The sequence below is a fragment of the Pseudomonas sp. Irchel 3H3 genome (assembly GCF_900187635.1).
Taxonomy (GTDB): Bacteria; Pseudomonadota; Gammaproteobacteria; order Pseudomonadales; family Pseudomonadaceae; genus Aquipseudomonas.
This window is the reverse complement of sequence record NZ_FYEC01000007.1, coordinates 199,808-218,950: the sequence shown is the minus strand read 5'-3', so window position 1 is coordinate 218,950 and position 19,143 is coordinate 199,808. Positions and strand designations below refer to the sequence as shown.

Here is a 19,143-nt window from a genome sequence, read left to right as displayed (position 1 = left end):
CGGAGACTCTTATTGGCAACTTCGACGGTAGCTTGTGGCTGGTATTTATCGAAGTGGCCGGCAGTCTAGAGCTGCACCCAGCGAGCAAATTGTGTATATGCGACAAATAGTTATAGAAAAGTGGCGAAGGTAGGAGCGTCATTGCCCCCCTGCGCCGACGCGCTGAAATGGCCTACAGACGCGCCACGCTTTGCTTCATGATGACTGCGCAGTCCGACATTCACCTGCGACGGTTTCCAGCCCATGTCCGCACCTTCAAATACATTGCAGTTGATTCAGCACCACCCTGCCGAAGGCCCGGGAGCCATTGCCACCTGGGCGCAATCCCGGGGCCTGACCCTGGAGATATTCCGCGCCGACCTCGGGCACCTGCCTGCAGCGAGTGCGGCCCCGGTGATTATCCTGGGAGGGCCTTACGAATCCAACGCCGGTCCCGCGTGGCTGGCGCAAGAACGCCAGTGGTTGGCTGCCAGCTTGGCGCAGGGGGCGCCGGTGTTCGCCATCTGCCTGGGGGCGCAATTGCTGGCCCTGAGCCTGGGCGGCCAGGTGCGGCGCATGGCCACGACTGAAACCGGCTGGACCGCCGTAAACTTTGCCGATGGCGCGGCATTAAAGGTCCTTGAGTGGCACGAAGACGCGATTGACCTGCCGCCCGCTGCCCGGCTGTTGGCCAGCAGCGCGATATGTGCAGAGCAAATGTATGACGTCGGCCCGACCCGTGTCGGCTTGCAGTTCCACCCGGAATGGAATGCCGAGTCGGTTGCCGAGCTCAACGTCCATTTCGCCGACGAATCGCCCCTGCCCCGCAACCAGGACCACAGCGCGGCGTACCGCCAGGTGTACGACTGGCTGCAAGTGACGCTGGATCAGTGGCACCTCGCCGCAACCGCGGCCTCCCGGTAACGCACGCTCAACACTCGCAGCCAATCGCCACCTCGGCCCGGGCTGCGCCTGCGTCACTCAACTCGAATCCTTCATCCAGCCACCCGGTCACACCGCCGATCATTTCCTTGACCGGGTACTCCAGCGCCGCCAGTTTCACCGCGGCCTTGTTGGCGCCGTTGCAATGGGGGCCGGCGCAATACACCACGAACAAAGTGTCCTTGGGGTAGCCCGCCAACAATCCGGCCGTGATCAGGCGCCCGGGAATGTTGATCGCCCCCGGTAGATGTCCGCGCTGGTAAGCCAAAGGCCCACGCACATCCACCAGAACAAAATCCACTGCACCCGCCTCCTGGCTGCTGAAGACGTCGGAACAATCGGTTTCAAAGGTCAGGCGGTTGCTGAAATGCATCAGCGCAACGGCGCAAGGGGCGGCAGGAATGGCGCGAACCAGGCTGGTCATGGGTGTTCTCCAAAGCAAGTGTGGGCTTGCCAGCACTGTATCGAATCGACCTGAAGCGCTACAGTGGCGCACAAGACACTCACTGGGAACTTTCCGCCAAATGCACCGCACCCCCGGTTCTGTAGCGATCCTGGCCTACGACGGCCTCTGCACTTTTGAGTTTGGCATTGCGGTGGAGATCTTCGGCCTGGCACGGCCCGAGTTCGACTTCCCCTGGTACCAGCACCAGATCGTCGCCGTCGACCAGGGTCCGATGCGGGCTACCGGCGGCATTCAGGTATTGGCCGATGGCGGCATGGAACTGCTGGAAACCGCCCGCACCATCATTATTCCCGGCTGGCGCAGCCGCAGCGATCCGGTGCCCGCCGCCCTGTTGGCGGCATTGTGCCGGGCCCACGGGCGCGGGGCGCGCCTGGTGTCGATCTGTTCCGGGGTATTTGTCCTGGCGGCCAGCGGTCTGCTCGACGGCTTGCGCGCCACGACCCACTGGCGCTACACCGACGAATTGGGCGCGCGCTACCCCAACATCCTGGTGGACCCGGACGTGCTGTACGTGGACTCGGGCCAGTTGATCTCCTCGGCCGGCAGTGCCGCCGGCATCGATGCCTGCCTGCACCTGGTGGCGCGAGATTTTGGCACCCAGGTGGCCAACTCGGTGGCGCGCCGCTTGGTGATGTCACCGCAACGCAGCGGCGGCCAGGCGCAGTTCATCCCCGCCCCCGTCAGCCACACACCCCGCAGCGATCTGTCACGGGTGATGCAATGGGCTCGCGAGCGTTTACATGAACCGCTGGAAGTGCGCGACCTGGCCAGCCAGGCAGCAATGAGCGAGCGCACTTTCCTGCGCCGTTTCAGCGAAGCCACCGGGGCCTCGCCCAAGTCCTGGCTGCAACAGCAACGCCTGGCCCGCGCCCGCGAACTGCTGGAAAGCAGCCGGCACACCACGGAGCAGATCGCGCAGCAGTGCGGCTATCGCAGCGTGGAAAGTTTTCGTGTGGCATTTCGCACGGTGGTCGGGCTGGCGCCGTCGGTGTATCGCGAGCGTTTTGGTCGCGGCGAGCAGGCGCTGCCGGCCTAGGACAGAAACGCCAGCACCCGCCCACACCATAGGCGCGGGCGGGTGCCGGGAGGGGCGTGGTTTACTGGCCGCTACGGAGCATTTCCTTGGGCACATACTTGCCGATTTCGAACTTGCCGATCGCCGCACGGTGCACTTCGTCCGGGCCATCGGCCAGGCGCAAGGTGCGTTGCATGGCGTACATGTAGGCCAGCGGGAAATCGTTGGACACCCCGGCACCGCCATGGATCTGGATCGCCCGGTCGATGACCCGCAAGGCCACGTTCGGGGCGACCACCTTGATCTGGGCGATTTCGCTTTTCGCCACTTTGTTACCCACGGTGTCCATCATGTAGGCAGCCTTGAGGGTCAGCAGGCGTGCCATGTCGATTTCCATCCGCGAGTCGGCAATCTTGTCGATGTTACCGCCCAGGCGTGCCAGCGGTTTGCCGAAGGCGGTGCGATTGACCGAGCGCTTGCACATCAATTCCAGCGCGCGCTCGGCCATCCCGATCGAACGCATGCAGTGGTGAATGCGGCCCGGGCCGAGGCGACCCTGAGCGATCTCGAAACCACGCCCCTCGCCCAACAGTACGTTTTCGTAGGGCACACGGACGTTTTCGAACAGCACTTCGGCGTGACCGTGGGGCGCATCGTCGTAGCCGAACACCGGCAGCGGACGCAGGATTTTTACCCCGGGGGTGTCCACCGGCACCAGGATCATCGAGTGCTGCGCATGGCGCGGCGCATCCGGGTTGCTCAGACCCATGAAGATCAGAATCTTGCAGCGCGGGTCGCAGGCCCCGGAGGTCCACCATTTTTTGCCATTGATTACCCACTGGTTGCCATCGCGCTCGGCGCGGGCCGCCATGTTGGTGGCATCGGATGAAGCTACGTCTGGCTCGGTCATGGCGAACGCCGAACGAATCTCGCCGCGCAGCAGCGGTTCGAGCCAACGCTGTTTCTGCTCTTCGTTGGCGTAGCGCACCAGCACTTCCATATTGCCGGTGTCCGGCGCCGAGCAGTTGAAGGGTTCCGGCCCCAGCAGGGAGCGCCCCATGATCTCCGCCAACGGTGCGTATTCGAGGTTGCTCAGGCCGGCGCCCAGTTCCGATTCCGGCAGGAACAGGTTCCACAGGCCTTCGGCCTTGGCCTTGCTTTTCAGTTCTTCCATGATCGCGGTGGGCTGCCAACGATCGCCTTCGGCGACCTGGCGCTCAAACACGGCTTCGGCTGGATAAACGTAAGCATCCATGAACGCAGTCACGCGTTCACGCAATTCCTGAACCTTGGGCGAATAAGCGAAATCCATGGGCAGCTACCTTTTTTGACGAGGTGATGAAGTCGTGTTTGAGGGCATGAATTGATGCTAGATCAGCGTTGATAATTTACCTAGCCTATTCTCGGCGTGTATTAACATTCATCACCGATATATGATCGACTTATCGAGCCCACCTAAAACAAGAGCGTAGTGACATGAATCTGAGCAAGGTCGACCTCAACCTTTTCATCGTCTTCGATGCCATCTACACCGAAGCCAACCTGACCCGTGCCGGGCAGATCGTCGGCATTACCCAACCCGCAGTGTCCAACGCTCTGGCCCGCCTGCGCGAGACCTTCAACGACCCGCTGTTCGTGCGCACCGCCCAGGGCATGGTGCCGACACCGATGGCGCAGAACATCATCGGCCCGGTGCGCAACGCGCTCTCGCTGTTGCGGGTATCGGTCCAGGAAAGTCGGATCTTCAACCCGTTGCAGGCGGTCAAGACTTACCGCATCAGCATGACCGACCTCACGGAAGCGGTGATCCTGCCGCCGTTGTTCCAGCGCCTGCGCCGCCTGGCCCCGGGCGTGATCATCGAGAGTTTCCTGTCCAAGCGCCGCGAAACCACCAAGGAACTGGCCGCCGGCCGCCTGGACTTCGCCGTCGATGCGCCGCTCAACACCGACCCGCAAGTGCGCCACGTCAAACTCATGGAAGACCGCTACGTCTGCGCCATGCGCAAGGGCCACCCCATGGCCGGCAAGGAAAAATTCAGTCTCGACGATTACCTGTCCCTGACCCACATCCATATTTCCAGCCGCCGCAGCGGCCTGGGCCATGTCGACCTGGCACTGGGCAAGATGGGCATCCAGCGCAAGATCGCCCTGCGGTCGCAGCATTACCTGATGGCCTCCCAGGTCCTGCAGCAAACCGACATGGTGATGACCGTGCCGGAGCGTTTTGCCCGCCGCCATGAACTGCAATCATTCTTGCTGCCGGTCAACGATGTGCCCCCGGTGGCAACGCACCTGTACTGGCACGAAAGCACCGACCAGGACCCGGCCAACCGCTGGATGCGCGAGCAGATGATCGAGTTGTGCCAGCAGGTCACCGCGCACGAGAAGAAGCTGGACAAGCAGCAAGCTTGAGGGCGGGTATCGGACAATCAGGGCTGGCGCAGTGCTTGGAGCTTGACGTTTACGTCAAGCTGACATTAGCTTAGCGCCAAGCCCCTTTTTCGAGCGCGCCATGAGCAGCCAGACCTACAGCATTTCCGACCTCGCCCGCGAGCTCGACATCACCACCCGCGCCATTCGCTTTTATGAAGAACAAGGACTGCTGAGTCCCGAGCGGCGCGGGCAGGAGCGGATCTACTCGCCTCGGGACAAGGTCAGCCTGAAGCTGATCCTGCGGGGCAAGCGCATTGGCTTTTCCCTGGCCGAATGCCGCGAACTGATCGAACTCTACGACCCCACCAGCGGTAACACCAAGCAGTTGAACAGCATGCTGGCAAAAATCAGCGAGCGCCGTGAACAGCTCGAACAGCAACTGCTGGACATCGAACAGATGAAGCTGGAACTCGACACCGCCGAAGAGCGCTGCGTCCAGGCGCTGGAACAGACCCTCAAGAGCCAGCAGGCCGCGCCTTCACACTCCTAACCACAGGTGAACCTGATATGTCCCTCCCCTCCCATGTACGCCTGATCGAAGTCGGCCCGCGCGATGGCCTGCAAAACGAAGCCCAGCCGATCAGCGTCGCCGACAAGGTGCGGCTGGTCGACGCGTTGACGGCCGCAGGCCTCGATTACATCGAAGTCGGCAGCTTCGTTTCGCCCAAGTGGGTCCCGCAGATGGCCGGCTCCGCCGAGGTGTTCGCGCAAATCCAGCGCAAGCCCGGGGTAACCTACGGCGCGCTGGCGCCCAACCTGCGGGGGTTCGAAGACGCCATGGTCGCCGGGGTCAAGGAAGTCGCGGTGTTCGCCGCCGCCTCCGAAGCCTTCTCGCAACGCAACATCAATTGCTCGATCAGCGAAAGCCTGGAGCGATTTGTGCCGATCATGGACGCCGCCCGCCAACACGGCGTCAGCGTGCGCGGTTACGTGTCCTGTGTGCTGGGCTGTCCGTACGAAGGTGACGTGGCCCCGGAGCAGGTGGCCCTGGTCGCCCGCGAGCTGTATGCCATGGGCTGCTATGAGGTGTCGCTGGGTGACACCATCGGCACCGGTACCGCCGGCGCTACCCGACGGATGTTCGAGGTAGTGGGCGCGCAGGTGCCACGGGACAAGCTGGCCGGCCACTTCCATGATACCTACGGCCAGGCCATGGCCAACGTCTATGCCAGCCTGCTGGAAGGCATCGCGGTGTTCGACAGCTCCATCGCCGGCCTGGGCGGTTGCCCGTACGCCAAGGGCGCCAGCGGTAACGTGGCCACCGAAGACGTGCTGTACCTGCTCAACGGCCTGGGGATCGAGACGGGGGTGGATATGCAGCAGTTGCTGGTGGCCGGCCAGCAGATCTGCGACGTCCTGGGGCGAGTAACGGGTTCGCGCGTGGCCAAGGCCCGCAGCGCCCAGTAAATGTGTCGCGGGGTGTTACCGCCCCGCAACAAAACGAGTAACACGGAAACAACCTGAAGGATTTTTGCGTCAGGCTTTTTTCGACAGAATACTAAATCATTGATTTTAAAGGGATTTTAAAAGTTGGCACGAGTTCTGCTATCTCTATGGCATAACAAGAACAAAAAAAGCGGCAAACCTAATAAAAATAAGACGTAACGACTCTGACATAACAAAAACAACACGGCAGAGACGCAGCTAACAGATTTTTTTGGAGAAGGTGTGCTTTTCAGGGTGCTGCTTGCAGTGACCCGCAACCGGGCAGAGAACAATAAAACTACCTTCAGGTAGCTCCCGAACTGGTTGGATCGCTTGGCGAGAAAGCAGATCAGCGCTCAAAAAAATACGTTTGCTCTTGACCCCGCATGGGGGTCGCACAAAACAGCGGTAAAGGGCCACGGTTGCCAAAAACAACAATAGACCGCCCCTTAATAATAAAAAAAGAGCACGCAACGACAAATTAAAGGGGAGCTTCGGCTCCCCTTTGTGCTGTCTGGGGTTTGGGTACGCCCATCGCCCACCGTGTGAGCGGGCCTGCTCGCGATAGCGGCGATGCATTCAACACCCATGCTGGATGTACGATCGCCTTCGCGAGCAAGCTCGCTCCTACAGTGGCTTTGGGTGCCTGCTTGCGGCGCCCGCTTGCACCCCGCCCCCACTGTCAGCCCTTGGTCTTGCGCTGCTCCTCGATAGAGATCTCGCGCATCTTGAACTTCTGGATCTTGCCGGTCACGGTCATCGGGAACTCCTCGACGAACTTGAAGTGACGTGGCGTCTTAAAGTGGGCAATGCGCTCCTTGCACCAGGTTTGCAGTTCAAGCTCGTTGGCGCTGTGGCCGGGGTGGAACTTGATCCAGGCGACAATCTCCTCGCCATACTTCTCGCACGGAATGCCAATTACCTGCACGTCCGCCACCGCCGGGTGGGTGAAGAAGAACTCTTCCAGCTCGCGCGGGTAAATATTCTCACCGCCACGAATGATCATGTCCTTGTTACGCCCGGCAATGCACACGTAGCCCTCTTCGTTCATGGTCGCCAGGTCGCCGGTGTGCATCCAGCCCGCCTGGTCGATGGCTTCAGCGGTGCCTTCGGGGTTGTTCCAGTAGCCGAGCATCACGCTGTAGCCGCGGGTGCACAGTTCACCAATGGTGCCGCGGGGCACGAGGTTGCCGGCCTCATCAATGATCTTGCTTTCCAATTGCGGCTGGGTGCGGCCGACGGTGGTCACCCGCAGCTCCAGATTGTCCGCAGGACCGGTCTGCAACGACACCGGACTGGTTTCCGTCATGCCGTAGGCAATCTGCACTTCGTTCATGTGCATTTCGCTGATGACCCGGCGCATCACTTCGATCGGGCAGGTCGCCCCGGCCATGATGCCGGTGCGCAGGGACGACAGGTCAAACTCCTTGCGTCGCGGGTGATCGAGCATGGCGATGAACATGGTCGGCACGCCATACAAGCCAGTGGCCTGTTCCTGGGCTACGGTTTCCAGGGTCAGCAAGGGGTCGAAAGCGTCGTTGGGGTAGATCATGGTGGTGCCATGGGTGATGCACCCCAGATTGCCCATCACCATGCCGAAGCAGTGATACAGCGGCACCGGGATCACCAGGCGATCGTCTGCCGTCAGCCCGAGGCTTTCGCCGACCATGTAGCCATTGTTGAGGATGTTGTAGTGACTGAGGGTGGCGCCCTTGGGGAAACCGGTGGTGCCGGAGGTGTACTGAATGTTCACAGCCTGGTCGAAATGCAGGCTGTTCTGCCGCGCCTTGAGCTGTTCGGGCGGCACCCCAGCCCCCAGCTCCGTCAGTTGCGACCAGGGCAGGAAGCCTGCGGGTGGCTGCGGGTCGAGGCTGATGACGCCGCGCAGTTGCGGCAGGCGCTCGCACTGCAATTGGCCGACCGGGTGTTGCGCCAGCTCCGGCGCCAGGCCTTGCAGCATGGCGTGGTAATCGGAGGTCTTGAAGGAGCCGGCACATACCAGCCACTGGCAACCGGACTGCTTGAGCACGTACTCAAGCTCCGAGCTGCGATAGGCCGGGTTGATGTTGACCAGGATCACCCCGATCTTCGCGCTGGCGAACTGGCTGATGCACCACTGGGCACAATTGGGCGCCCAGACACCGAGGCGGTCCCCGGCCTGCAGGCCTAGCGCCAGCAGCGCCCTGGCGTGCAGCTCCACCGCCTCGGCCAGTTGCGTCCAGCTGTAGCGCAACTGCTGGTGGCGGACCACCAACGCTTCGCCCTGCGGGTTGCGGGCGACCGTGTTGTCGAATGCCTGGCCAATGGTCATCGCCAGCAAGGCTTTGTCCTGTGAGCCACGGGTGTAGCTGTGCTGTGGGTGAGCACTGTGTTGATCCATGACGACCCCTATTGTCTTTATTAGCGGGTGTGTGGAAGTCCGGCATCATGCAGCCGGACCCGACCTGAACTGCCTCTACTCTCGCTCAAGTTGACGTTAACGTAAAGGGCGATTGACAGCCATTCGTCTCAGGTTTACGTTAACGTAAAGGTGACAGTCGACTCGGCGCGCATCGCAGGCCGATTCTCCATTGATAAAAACAAGTTTAAAGGTGCCCCATGAGCTATCCGTCTCTGAACTTTGCCCTCGGCGAAACTATCGACATGCTGCGTGACCAGGTCCGCGCATTCGTCAGCAAAGAGATTGCGCCCCGCGCCGCCCAGATCGACATCGACAACCTGTTCCCCGCGGATCTGTGGCGCAAGTTCGGCGACATGGGGCTGCTGGGCATCACGGTCGCGGAAGAGTACGGCGGTGCCGGCCTCGGTTACCTGGCCCACGTGGTCGCGATGGAAGAGATCAGCCGCGGTTCGGCGTCGGTCGCCCTGTCCTACGGCGCCCACTCCAACCTGTGCGTCAACCAGATCAACCGTAACGGCAACCACGAGCAGAAAACCAAGTACCTGCCCAAGCTGATCAGCGGCGAACACATCGGCGCGCTGGCCATGAGCGAGCCGAATGCCGGTTCCGACGTGGTATCGATGAAGCTGCGTGCCGATAAACGCGGCGACCACTATGTGCTCAACGGCAGCAAGACCTGGATCACCAACGGTCCGGACGCCAATACCTATGTGATCTACGCCAAGACCGACCTGGAAAAGGGTCCGCACGGGATCACCGCGTTCATCGTCGAGCGTGACTGGAAAGGCTTCAGCCGCAGCAACAAATTCGACAAGCTGGGCATGCGTGGCTCCAACACCTGCGAGCTGTTCTTCGACGACGTCGAAGTCCCGCAGGAGAACATCCTTGGCGTGCTCAACGGTGGCGTCAAAGTCCTGATGAGCGGCCTGGACTATGAGCGCGTGGTCCTGTCCGGCGGCCCGACCGGGATCATGCAAGCCTGCATGGACCTGATCGTGCCCTACATCCACGACCGCAAGCAGTTCGGCCAGAGCATCGGCGAATTCCAGCTGATCCAGGGCAAGGTCGCCGACATGTACACCCAGCTCAACGCCAGCCGCGCCTACCTGTATGCGGTGGCCCAGGCCTGCGAGCGCGGCGAAACCACCCGCAAGGACGCCGCCGGGGTAATCCTCTACAGCGCCGAACGCGCCACCCAGATGGCCCTCGACGCGATCCAGATCCTGGGGGGCAACGGCTATATCAACGAATTCCCGGCCGGCCGCCTGCTGCGCGACGCCAAGCTGTACGAAATCGGTGCCGGCACCAGTGAGATCCGTCGCATGCTGATCGGTCGCGAACTGTTTAACGAAACCCGCTAACGGAGCTGTCCATGGCCATCCTGCACACCCAGCTCAACCCCCGTTCGGCGGAGTTCGCCAGTAACAGCGCGGCGATGCTTGCCCAGGTCGACGCGCTGCACACCCTGCTCGCCCAGGTCCAGCAAGGCGGCGGCGCCAAGGCCCAGGAGCGGCATACCTCACGGGGTAAACTGCTGCCCCGCGAGCGGATCAACCGCTTGCTCGACCCCGGCTCACCCTTCCTGGAAATCAGCCAGTTGGCGGCGTACCAGGTGTATGGCGAAGACGTGCCGGCAGCGGGTGTGATTGCCGGCATCGGCCGCGTCGAAGGTGTCGAATGCATGATCGTCGCCAACGATGCCACGGTCAAAGGCGGCTCCTACTACCCACTGACGGTGAAAAAACACCTGCGGGCCCAGACCATTGCCCAGCAGAATCGCCTGCCGTGCATCTACCTGGTGGACTCCGGCGGTGCCAACCTGCCACGCCAGGATGAGGTGTTCCCGGACCGTGAGCACTTCGGCCGGATCTTCTTCAACCAGGCCAACATGAGCGCCATGGGCATTCCCCAGATCGCCGTGGTCATGGGTTCCTGCACCGCCGGTGGGGCTTATGTGCCGGCCATGGCCGACGAAGCCATCATGGTGCGTGAGCAGGCGACGATTTTCCTCGCCGGGCCACCGCTGGTGAAAGCCGCGACCGGTGAAGTGGTGAGTGCCGAAGACCTCGGCGGGGCCGATGTGCACTGCAAGATTTCCGGGGTTGCCGACCACTACGCCGACAGCGACGAACACGCCCTGGCCCTGGCCCGGCGCAGCGTCGCCAACCTCAACTGGCGCAAGCTGGGCGAGCTGCAGCAACGCACGCCGATTGCCCCGCTGTTTGCCAACGACGAGCTGTATGGCGTGGTCCCGGCTGATGCCAAGCAACCGTTTGATGTGCGTGAAGTGATCGCGCGCCTGGTCGACGGCTCGGTATTCGATGAGTTCAAGGCGCTGTTCGGCACCACCCTGGTGTGCGGTTTTGCCCATCTGCACGGTTACCCGATCGCAATCCTCGCCAACAACGGCATCCTCTTCGCCGAAGCCGCGCAGAAAGGCGCGCACTTCATCGAACTGGCCTGCCAGCGCGGGATTCCCCTGTTGTTCCTGCAAAACATCACCGGTTTCATGGTCGGCCAGAAGTACGAAGCCGGCGGCATCGCCAAGCACGGCGCCAAACTGGTGACCGCGGTGGCCTGTGCCAAGGTGCCAAAGTTCACGGTAATCATTGGCGGCAGTTTCGGCGCCGGTAACTACGGCATGTGCGGGCGCGCCTACGATCCACGGTTCCTGTGGATGTGGCCCAACGCGCGCATCGGCGTGATGGGGGCCGAGCAGGCCGCTGGCGTGCTGGTGCAGGTCAAGCGCGAGCAGGCCGAACGCAGCGGCCAGGACTTCAGCGCAGCCCAGGAAGCCGAGATCAAGCAACCGATCCTCGATCAGTACGAAGAACAGGGCCACCCCTACTACTCCAGTGCGCGTTTGTGGGACGACGGGGTCATTGACCCGGCGCAAACCCGTGACGTGCTGGCGCTGGCGTTGTCCGCTTCGCTGAACGCAGCGGTCGAACCGACCCGCTTTGGCGTGTTCCGGATGTGATCCCGCAGGCGCCAGGCTACCCGCGAAAAGAGCGCTTGAGATAAGCGCAATGACGTTCGCCGGCAAGCCCGACGCCTGCATCGAAGAGTTGTGCAGAGGTTACACATGAGCGACTTCAATACCCTGGAACTGCTGACCGATCCCCGTGGTTTCGCCACGCTCTGGCTCAGCCGCGAAGCCAAGAACAACGCGTTCAACGCCGAGATGATTCGTGAACTGATCCTGGCGCTGGACAAGGTCCAGGCCGATCCAAGCCTGCGTTTCCTGCTGGTGCGCGGCCGCGGCAAGCACTTCAGTGCCGGCGCCGACCTGGCCTGGATGCAGCAATCGGCCGAGCTCGATTACCACACCAACCTGGACGATGCCCGCGAGCTCGCCGAGTTGATGTACAACCTGGCCAAACTGAAGCTGCCGACCCTGGCCGTGGTCCAGGGCGCGGCCTTTGGCGGCGCGGTGGGCCTGGTCAGTTGCTGCGACCTGGCGATCGGCACCGACGACGCGCAGTTCTGCCTGTCGGAAGTGCGCATCGGCCTGGCGCCAGCGGTGATCAGCCCCTTCGTCGTGCAAGCCATCGGTGAGCGTGCAGCCCGTCGTTATGCGCTGACAGCCGAGCGCTTCAGTGGCCAGCGGGCCCGGGAACTGGGCCTGCTCAGCGAAAGCTATCCGGCCAGCGAGCTGGAGTCACAGGTTGAAAGCTGGATCAGCAACCTGCTGCTCAACAGCCCGCAAGCCATGCGCTCGAGCAAAGAATTGCTGCGTGAAGTCGGCAGCGGCGCACTGAACCCAGCCCTGCGCCGCTACTGCGAAAACGCCATTGCCCGGATCCGCGTCAGCCCCGAAGGCCAGGAAGGCTTGCGTGCCTTCCTGCACAAACGTCCGCCGAGCTGGCAGACAGCATCCACCACCAAGGAGCCGCGTTGATGAGCGCACCTGTACTCACCACCCTGCTGGTGGCCAACCGCGGCGAAATCGCTTGCCGGGTCATGCGCACCGCCAAGGCCCTGGGCCTGACCACCGTGGCCGTGCACAGCGCCACTGACCGTGACGCACGCCACAGCCGCGAAGCGGATATCCGCGTGGACCTGGGCGGTAGCAAAGCGGCCGACAGCTACCTGCAGATCGACAAATTGCTGGCCGCGGCCAAGGCCAGTGGCGCCCAGGCGATTCACCCCGGCTACGGCTTCCTTTCGGAGAACGCCGGCTTTGCCCGCGCCATCGAAAACGCCGGGCTGATTTTCCTCGGCCCACCGGCCTCGGCCATCGACGCCATGGGCAGCAAGTCTGCCGCCAAGGCCTTGATGGAAACCGCCGGCGTGCCGCTGGTCCCGGGGTATCACGGGCAAGCCCAGGACCTGGAAACCTTCCGCGTTGCCGCCGAGCGCATCGGCTACCCGGTGCTGCTCAAGGCCACGGCCGGTGGCGGCGGTAAGGGCATGAAAGTGGTCGAGGACACCAGCCAACTGGCCGAAGCCCTGGCCTCGGCCCAGCGTGAAGCGCTGTCATCGTTCGGCGACTCGCGGATGCTGGTGGAAAAGTACCTGCTCAAGCCGCGCCACGTGGAAATCCAGGTGTTCGCCGACCAACACGGCAACTGCCTGTACCTCAACGAACGGGACTGCTCGATTCAGCGTCGCCACCAGAAGGTGGTGGAAGAAGCCCCGGCCCCCGGCCTCAGCGCCGAGCTGCGTAAAGCCATGGGCGAAGCGGCGGTACGGGCTGCCCAGGCCATCGGTTATGTCGGTGCCGGCACCGTGGAGTTCCTGCTGGACTCGCGTGGCGAGTTCTTCTTCATGGAAATGAACACCCGCCTGCAGGTTGAACACCCGGTTACCGAAGCCATCACCGGCCTGGACCTGGTGGCCTGGCAGATTCGCGTCGCCCAGGGCGAGCCACTGCCGATGACCCAGGCGCAGGTGCCGCTGATCGGCCATGCGATCGAAGTGCGTCTGTACGCCGAAGACCCGAGCAACGACTTCCTGCCGGCTACCGGGCACCTGGCGCTGTACCGCGAATCAGCCCCGGGCCCGGGACGTCGAGTTGACAGTGGCGTCGAGGAAGGCGACGTGGTTTCGCCGTACTATGACCCGATGCTCGGCAAGCTGATTGCCTGGGGCGAGGACCGCGAACAGGCACGCCTGCGCTTGCTGAGCATGCTCGATGAGTTCGCCATTGGCGGCTTGAAGACCAACATCAGCTTCTTGCGCAGAATCGTCGCACACCCGGCATTCGCCGCAGCCGAACTGGACACCGGATTTATCCCACGCTACCAGGAACAATTGCTGCCGGCGCCCCAGGCACTCAGCGATGAGTTCTGGCACGCTGCCGCCCAGGCCTTCGCCCAAAGCCGGCGCCCCAACGTGCGCGGCGACGACCCGAGCTCACCCTGGGCCAACGGCAATGGCTTTCGTGCCGGCTTGCCGGCTGAAACCACCCTGCACCTGTGCTGTGAAGGCCAGGACCGGGCCATTACCCTGGCGCCGACCAACGCCCACACCGCCGAGCTCAAGGATGAGCAGTTGCGTGTCGAGCATCAGGGGCTGCGCCGCCAGTTGCGGGCGATTCGCCAGGACCAGCATCTGTACCTGCAGTGGGCAGGCGAGTTGCGTTGCATCAGCGAGTACGATCCGATTGCCGCGGTTGAAGCCAGCCACAGCCATCAAGGCGGCCTGACCGCCCCGATGAACGGCAGCATTGTCCGGGTGTTGGTCGAACCTGGGCAGACTGTGGAAGCCGGTGCGCCGCTGGTGGTGCTCGAAGCGATGAAGATGGAGCACAGCATTCGGGCGCCCCAGGATGGCGTGATCAAGGCCTTGTATTGCCAGGAAGGCGAGATGGTCACCGAAGGCAGCGCGCTGGTCGAGCTGGAGTAACCGCGAGTCACCGGCAGGTCCTGTGAGCCAGGACCTGCCGGGTTAAAACCGCGCGGTGGCCTGTACCACCACGCCGATGATCCGACACTGCTCGGTAAACAGGGCTTTGGGGTAGGTCGGATTCAAGGGCACCAGATAACGTTGCCCGCCCTCCTCGATCAACTTGCGAAAGGTCGCTTCGGCGCTGTCGGCCCATTGCGCGATCACCAGTTTGCCCGGTACCGCTTCCACCGCCGGGTCGACCAGGATCAGCATGTCCTGGGCAATGCTGATGCCTGTGGGTGCGGTCATCGCATCCCCCACCACCACCAACCAGAAAGCTGCGCCCTGGGCATGGTAATCCGTCATCTCGGAGCGCCCGTTGCCGTAGGCCGGCACCTGGGCCTCGCGCACCTGCGACAGGACCCGCCAATCGCTCACCGGGTAACGAAAGTATGGGTTGTACTTTTGCGCCAGCGATCCCGGTTCTGCACCCTCGTCCTGCGCCTGCTCGACCTCCCTGAGCACCATGGCCACCTCGAGAAAACCCAATCCGAGTTCCTGCAACACCCGGTTCATGTCATCGAGGCTGGGCTGCCGGCGCTTGTTCAGCCAATGCCCGACGCCACCCTGTGACATGGCGAGACGCTCTGCGAGTTTTTCCTGAGTGATCCGTAGTTCACTCATCTTGGCCTTGACCAATTCAATCCATTTATCCATGGGCGGAACAATACTTCGCGCTGGCTGACCCTCAACACACACATTGTAGTATTTAATTTTTGGTCATGAATACAGTTAGTACTATTCTCTACCAACACCAACGGCCCCACCCTCGGAATAGGTACTCACCATGGATCTCACCGATAACACGCTGCCCGCGTCGGAAACCACCAGCGACTTCAGTTCACTCAATAACTGCGCCGCCGCCCAACGCGCGCTGGACTATTACTTGAAACCCGCTGTTTCAGATCCCCAAGTCATCGAACGCTTCTTCGATGTCAGCCCTCACGTCAGTCGCGAGGAGGCCCTGGCACATGCCTCGGACCTGTTGCGCTGTGCGGCCGCCTCCGCCCATGAGTCAGCGGACAACCTGCAGGGCCCACGCCGCGACCTTGCGTTTTCGGTGGTGCACATGATCGACATGGCAAAAGCCATGGTGGACAGGTCACTGGACGCAGAGCGGATCTACTGAGATTACGCGGTTGAAACCGAGGTAAAACGTCGGAACCTGAGGCAGGTCGCGGCGTCTGGCAAAACGACAGGAAAGATATTTCCTATGAGGCGGGTAAAAATAGTTGACTTGCAAATGATAATGATTATTATTGCATGCAGCTGGTCGCGAGATCAGTCGATAGACCAAGGGACCTTAGGTCGGACTCTTGGAATATCTCCTCATCAGGCTAATCACGGTTTTTGACCCGGCTTTTTGCCGGGTCTTTTTTTTGCCAGTTATTCTGGCTTTGGCTTCAGGCTAATGAAGACTGGTACTGCTAAATTCGATGGCGCGCATGATATCAAAAGACCACCTTTTTGCAACACGACTCACAAAAACCCGAATTAAACACTGACAAATAGCACTTGAGAATCAATCGCATAGCCACTAAGCTGCTGCAGCGTCAAGGACGACGCCCCCCTCCTTTCCCGGTAAATTGCCCTCGGCTTTACCCCTCGCCCGTGTAAAGTAGCGCCATAAAAATCATATCCAGGATGAGATTATGACCGTGGCTCAACGCTCCTTTGATATCACTGCCAACTTCGACAGCGGCAACATCGAAGTGCTGGACCTCAGCAATCCGCTACAGGCCTTGCTGGCCATCAAGCCCGACACCCGCAGCCCGCATTTCCAGTGGTTCCACTTCAAGGCCAGCGGCCTGCATGTGGGCGAAGAACACTGGTTTCGCCTGAGCAACGCCAGTAAGTCCTCCTACAACAAGGCCTGGGACGGTTACCAGGCGGTGGCCTCCTACGACCACGTCAACTGGTTCCGGGTGCCGACCATTTTCGAAGGCGACTGCTTGCGCTTCAGCCTGGAAGCCCGCGAGACTCACGCCTGGTTCGCCTACTTCGAGCCCTACAGCCGCGGCCGCCATGACTGGCTGATCGAGCAGGCGCTGGGCAAGGCCGGTACCGAGTTACTGGCCACCGGCAAGAGCGTCGAGGGCCGTGACATTCAACTGTTGCGCAAAGGCAGTGGCGCCGAAGGCCAGCGCAAGGTCTGGATCATCGCCCAGCAACACCCCGGCGAACACATGGCCGAATGGTTCATGGAGGGAGTGATCGAACGCCTGCAACAGCACAATGACCCAGAGCTCAACAGCCTGCTGGCCAGTGCCGACCTGTACCTGGTGCCGAACATGAACCCGGACGGGGCGTTCCACGGCCACCTGCGCACCAACGCCATGGGCCAGGACCTCAACCGTGCCTGGCAGAGCGCAAGCCAGGAAAGCAGTCCGGAAGTGTTGTTCGTGCAGCAGCACATGGACCAATACGGCGTTGACCTGTTCCTGGATATCCATGGCGATGAAGAAATCCCCTACGTGTTCACGGCCGGCTGCGAAGGCAACCCTGGCTACACGCCACGCCTGGCTGCGCTTGAGGAGCACTTTCGCAGCCATCTGAAACACCAGACCCGTGACTTCCAGACCACCCACGGCTACACCCGCGACCTACCGGGGAAAGCCAACATGACCCTGGCCTGCAACAGCGTCGGACAGAAATTCGACTGCCTGTCACTGACCCTGGAGATGCCGTTCAAGGACCACAACGACGCCCCGAACCCCCACACCGGCTGGTCCGGCAAGCGCTCGATGCAATTGGGCAAGGATGTGTTGTCGACCGTCGCCGCACTGGTGAAAACCCTGCGCTGATCGCTCAACGGGCCGCATGCCACAGCGCATGCGGCCCTCAGGCCTCGCCAGCAGCGCCCTGCCCGATCAGTGATCCTTGCCGGACAGCATGCTCTGCAATACGCCGTCACGCCGGATCCAGCCGTGGAACAGCGCTGCGGCCAGGTGCAGCAATACCGTGAGGAACAGCAGGTAGGCCAGGTACCCATGGGCCCTGCGCAGGAAGGCGAACAGCGCGGCATTGGCCGGCACGATTGCTGGCAATTGCAGGCCAATGCCCAGCGTGACCGGATCACCCGCTGCCGAAATCATCGCCCAGCCGAGCACTGGCAAGATCAGCATCAGGGCATACAGCAGCCCATGGGACGCCTTGGCCGCGAGCACCTGCCAACCGGGCAGGTCCGCCGGCAAGGGCGGTTGACGCGTCGAGAAGCGCACGAACAGGCGCACGATCACCAGCAACAGGATCGCCACGCCCAACGGCTTGTGCAGGTGGATCAGCCATTCATGGCGCTCGGACACCGAGGCGACCATGCCGGCGCCAATGAACAGCATGGCGATCACCAGCAATGCCATCAGCCAGTGCAGCAGCCGCGCCAGGGGCGCGAAGTGGTTCGGTTGCGCGCTCATTGGGCGGCCTCCTGTTTAGCGTCAGGCAACTGACCGACTTCGCTGGTCCGGCGCAGATAGGAGCTGGCGTAGGCGGCCGAACGCGCGGCCAGCAACGGGTCTTTCGAGGGCTCGATGCCACTGGGCAGGATCAGCGGGTCGTAGTTGATATCCCGGCACTCGCCACTGTTTTGCGCCTGGCTGCTTTGCAGCACCAGCGTCCCGGCGTTCAGTACCTTGCGTTCAGCCGGCCAGGCTTGACTGGCATCGTCAGTGGGGTCCGTCGGATCGGCCAGGGTGATCAGCAACTGCCAGCGCAACGGCCCGGCCTGCAGGCGCTCGCGCAAGTCCTGTTCGAGAACATCAGCGCCTTGTGCGGCGCTGGTGGTTGCGCCGTCCCGGGCCTGCGGAACGACCCCCCAACGCACGGCCTGGCGTTGACCCGCCGGATTCACCAGATAAAACGCATTGATGCCGTTATAGGTCTCGGTGGCGTAGCTGGCCGAGGGTTTGGCGCTCTTGATCCAGCGCAGGAACGGCGCGGTTTCCGGGTGCGCGGCAAAAAATGCCGGGGCGGCCGCTGGGTCCGGTTTGCCCGTTGCAGGATCCGGGCTCTGCGCCTGCTGTAACTGATAAAACGCCTGGGGTGTACCCACCGGGAACACCGGCATGCTGTTCATGCCCGTGCGCCATTGTTGCCCATCGGCCTGAGTGAAGCGCAGCGCCAGGCTACGGATCGGCACGCTAGTATCCGGTGCGTAAGGATTGCCGCTGGGCAAGGCAAACCGCCCGACCACCGGGGTTCGTGCAGCGTTGAACACCTGCGCGGTGGAATAGGCACGCGCCTCGTTGCTGCTCTCGAAATAGCCGATCACGCACACCCCCTTGGCGTGGTTGCGGCGAAACCCTGGGTGAACGCCGTTGTTGGTTTCAAGCACGTTAACCAGTGCCTTGGGAGTCAAGCGCTGTGGGTCGAGAGAACCGTTGACGTAGGCAAAGGCCACGGCCATGGCGCCAACCACCAGGCCAATCGCTGCCAGGCGCAGGGCCAGGCTGACGGGACTTAAAGGAAGCCTGTCGGGGGGTGGGGAACGATCTACCATGTAACACTCCAGGGCCGGGAACGGCGTGTGGCAAGGATCAGGCAGACGTTGCCCGTCGACGTTTATTCCATGGCCCGATGTTTATTTCTGCGCCA

Annotated in this window: 17 protein-coding genes; 11 read left to right on the top strand and 6 right to left on the bottom strand. The window is 62.1% G+C overall.

All coding sequences use genetic code 11. The features are described 5' to 3' along the window. Positions 1 to 243: 243 nt before the first annotated feature. Complete coding sequence (locus tag CKW24_RS11095; protein WP_095167860.1) at positions 244 to 903, top strand: type 1 glutamine amidotransferase; 660 nt, start codon at positions 244 to 246, stop codon at positions 901 to 903. A 7-nt stretch (positions 904 to 910) separates the two neighbouring features. Here the strand turns inward: CKW24_RS11095 and CKW24_RS11090 are convergent, their stop codons facing one another. Next, complete coding sequence (locus tag CKW24_RS11090) at positions 911 to 1,345, bottom strand: rhodanese-like domain-containing protein (protein ID WP_095167859.1); 435 nt, start codon at positions 1,343 to 1,345, stop codon at positions 911 to 913. A 100-nt stretch (positions 1,346 to 1,445) separates the two neighbouring features. Between CKW24_RS11090 and ftrA the strand changes: the two genes are divergently transcribed. Then, on the top strand, positions 1,446 to 2,423 hold the full coding sequence (gene ftrA, locus CKW24_RS11085) for a transcriptional regulator FtrA (RefSeq protein ID WP_095167857.1): 978 nt from the start codon (positions 1,446 to 1,448) through the stop codon (positions 2,421 to 2,423). Positions 2,424 to 2,484: 61 nt separating this feature from the next. Here ftrA and CKW24_RS11080 read toward each other — a convergent pair whose 3' ends face one another. Continuing rightward, the gene (locus tag CKW24_RS11080; RefSeq protein ID WP_095167855.1) at positions 2,485 to 3,714 is read right to left on the bottom strand and encodes an acyl-CoA dehydrogenase; all 1,230 of its coding nucleotides are present in this window, start codon (positions 3,712 to 3,714) and stop codon (positions 2,485 to 2,487) included. 164 nt (positions 3,715 to 3,878) lie between these two features. Between CKW24_RS11080 and CKW24_RS11075 the strand changes: the two genes are divergently transcribed. The 3 genes from CKW24_RS11075 (at position 3,879) to CKW24_RS11065 (ending at position 6,242) form a co-directional block, all read left to right on the top strand. Then, entirely contained in the window at positions 3,879 to 4,814 is a 936-nt protein-coding gene (locus tag CKW24_RS11075) for a LysR family transcriptional regulator (protein WP_095167854.1), read from the top strand. Between the two features lie 100 nt (positions 4,815 to 4,914). Next, entirely contained in the window at positions 4,915 to 5,325 is a 411-nt protein-coding gene (locus CKW24_RS11070; RefSeq protein ID WP_095167852.1) for a MerR family DNA-binding transcriptional regulator, read from the top strand. A 17-nt stretch (positions 5,326 to 5,342) separates the two neighbouring features. Continuing rightward, entirely contained in the window at positions 5,343 to 6,242 is a 900-nt protein-coding gene (locus tag CKW24_RS11065; RefSeq protein WP_095167850.1) for a hydroxymethylglutaryl-CoA lyase, read from the top strand. A 700-nt stretch (positions 6,243 to 6,942) separates the two neighbouring features. On the opposite strand, the gene CKW24_RS11060 is transcribed toward CKW24_RS11065, so the two are convergent. Further along, on the bottom strand, positions 6,943 to 8,640 hold the full coding sequence (locus tag CKW24_RS11060; protein ID WP_095167849.1) for an AMP-binding protein: 1,698 nt from the start codon (positions 8,638 to 8,640) through the stop codon (positions 6,943 to 6,945). Positions 8,641 to 8,858: 218 nt separating this feature from the next. Here CKW24_RS11060 and CKW24_RS11055 point away from each other — a divergent pair, with 218 nt between their 5' ends. The 4 genes from CKW24_RS11055 (at position 8,859) to CKW24_RS11040 (ending at position 14,511) form a co-directional block, all read left to right on the top strand. Further along, positions 8,859 to 10,022, top strand: coding sequence for an isovaleryl-CoA dehydrogenase (locus CKW24_RS11055; protein ID WP_095167847.1), 1,164 nt, complete (start codon positions 8,859 to 8,861; stop codon positions 10,020 to 10,022). A gap of 11 nt (positions 10,023 to 10,033) precedes the next feature. After that, entirely contained in the window at positions 10,034 to 11,641 is a 1,608-nt protein-coding gene (locus tag CKW24_RS11050; RefSeq protein ID WP_095167845.1) for a carboxyl transferase domain-containing protein, read from the top strand. A gap of 105 nt (positions 11,642 to 11,746) precedes the next feature. Continuing rightward, positions 11,747 to 12,562 (top strand): gamma-carboxygeranoyl-CoA hydratase, encoded by an 816-nt coding sequence (locus tag CKW24_RS11045; RefSeq protein WP_095167844.1) that lies wholly within the window; start codon positions 11,747 to 11,749, stop codon positions 12,560 to 12,562. Continuing rightward, positions 12,562 to 14,511: an acetyl/propionyl/methylcrotonyl-CoA carboxylase subunit alpha gene (locus CKW24_RS11040; protein WP_095167842.1), complete on the top strand. Its 1,950-nt coding sequence runs from the start codon at positions 12,562 to 12,564 to the stop codon at positions 14,509 to 14,511. The genes CKW24_RS11045 and CKW24_RS11040 overlap by 1 nt, the downstream gene beginning before the upstream one ends. A 42-nt stretch (positions 14,512 to 14,553) precedes the next feature. Here CKW24_RS11040 and CKW24_RS11035 read toward each other — a convergent pair whose 3' ends face one another. Then, positions 14,554 to 15,210: a S24 family peptidase gene (locus tag CKW24_RS11035; RefSeq protein WP_095167840.1), complete on the bottom strand. Its 657-nt coding sequence runs from the start codon at positions 15,208 to 15,210 to the stop codon at positions 14,554 to 14,556. A gap of 130 nt (positions 15,211 to 15,340) precedes the next feature. On the opposite strand from CKW24_RS11035, the gene CKW24_RS11030 reads away from it, so the two are divergent. Further along, positions 15,341 to 15,682 (top strand): DUF6124 family protein, encoded by a 342-nt coding sequence (locus tag CKW24_RS11030; protein WP_095167838.1) that lies wholly within the window; start codon positions 15,341 to 15,343, stop codon positions 15,680 to 15,682. 523 nt (positions 15,683 to 16,205) lie between these two features. Then, positions 16,206 to 17,357, top strand: coding sequence for a M14-type cytosolic carboxypeptidase (locus tag CKW24_RS11025; RefSeq protein WP_095167837.1), 1,152 nt, complete (start codon positions 16,206 to 16,208; stop codon positions 17,355 to 17,357). A 66-nt stretch (positions 17,358 to 17,423) separates the two neighbouring features. Here the strand turns inward: CKW24_RS11025 and CKW24_RS11020 are convergent, their stop codons facing one another. Then, the gene (locus tag CKW24_RS11020) at positions 17,424 to 17,966 is read right to left on the bottom strand and encodes a cytochrome b (protein ID WP_095167835.1); all 543 of its coding nucleotides are present in this window, start codon (positions 17,964 to 17,966) and stop codon (positions 17,424 to 17,426) included. Then, complete coding sequence (locus tag CKW24_RS11015) at positions 17,963 to 19,048, bottom strand: catalase family peroxidase (RefSeq protein ID WP_095167834.1); 1,086 nt, start codon at positions 19,046 to 19,048, stop codon at positions 17,963 to 17,965. The genes CKW24_RS11020 and CKW24_RS11015 overlap by 4 nt, the downstream gene beginning before the upstream one ends. Positions 19,049 to 19,143: the final 95 nt, after the last annotated feature.

Excerpts from the sequence above, each read along its gene's own strand:
- CKW24_RS11080 (WP_095167855.1), bottom strand. The coding sequence starts at position 3,714 with ATGGATTTCGCTTATTCGCCCAAGGTTCAGGAATTGCGTGAACGCGTG.
- CKW24_RS11095 (WP_095167860.1), top strand. The coding sequence starts at position 244 with ATGTCCGCACCTTCAAATACATTGCAGTTGATTCAGCACCACCCTGCC.
- CKW24_RS11050 (WP_095167845.1), top strand. The coding sequence starts at position 10,034 with ATGGCCATCCTGCACACCCAGCTCAACCCCCGTTCGGCGGAGTTCGCC.
- CKW24_RS11040 (WP_095167842.1), top strand. The coding sequence starts at position 12,562 with ATGAGCGCACCTGTACTCACCACCCTGCTGGTGGCCAACCGCGGCGAA.
- CKW24_RS11045 (WP_095167844.1), top strand. The coding sequence starts at position 11,747 with ATGAGCGACTTCAATACCCTGGAACTGCTGACCGATCCCCGTGGTTTC.
- CKW24_RS11035 (WP_095167840.1), bottom strand. The coding sequence starts at position 15,210 with ATGGATAAATGGATTGAATTGGTCAAGGCCAAGATGAGTGAACTACGG.
- CKW24_RS11075 (WP_095167854.1), top strand. The coding sequence starts at position 3,879 with ATGAATCTGAGCAAGGTCGACCTCAACCTTTTCATCGTCTTCGATGCC.
- CKW24_RS11065 (WP_095167850.1), top strand. The coding sequence starts at position 5,343 with ATGTCCCTCCCCTCCCATGTACGCCTGATCGAAGTCGGCCCGCGCGAT.
- CKW24_RS11020 (WP_095167835.1), bottom strand. The coding sequence starts at position 17,966 with ATGAGCGCGCAACCGAACCACTTCGCGCCCCTGGCGCGGCTGCTGCAC.
- CKW24_RS11015 (WP_095167834.1), bottom strand. The coding sequence starts at position 19,048 with ATGGTAGATCGTTCCCCACCCCCCGACAGGCTTCCTTTAAGTCCCGTC.
- CKW24_RS11030 (WP_095167838.1), top strand. The coding sequence starts at position 15,341 with ATGGATCTCACCGATAACACGCTGCCCGCGTCGGAAACCACCAGCGAC.
- CKW24_RS11090 (WP_095167859.1), bottom strand. The coding sequence starts at position 1,345 with ATGACCAGCCTGGTTCGCGCCATTCCTGCCGCCCCTTGCGCCGTTGCG.
- CKW24_RS11070 (WP_095167852.1), top strand. The coding sequence starts at position 4,915 with ATGAGCAGCCAGACCTACAGCATTTCCGACCTCGCCCGCGAGCTCGAC.
- CKW24_RS11025 (WP_095167837.1), top strand. The coding sequence starts at position 16,206 with ATGACCGTGGCTCAACGCTCCTTTGATATCACTGCCAACTTCGACAGC.
- CKW24_RS11055 (WP_095167847.1), top strand. The coding sequence starts at position 8,859 with ATGAGCTATCCGTCTCTGAACTTTGCCCTCGGCGAAACTATCGACATG.
- CKW24_RS11060 (WP_095167849.1), bottom strand. The coding sequence starts at position 8,640 with ATGGATCAACACAGTGCTCACCCACAGCACAGCTACACCCGTGGCTCA.
- ftrA (WP_095167857.1), top strand. The coding sequence starts at position 1,446 with ATGCACCGCACCCCCGGTTCTGTAGCGATCCTGGCCTACGACGGCCTC.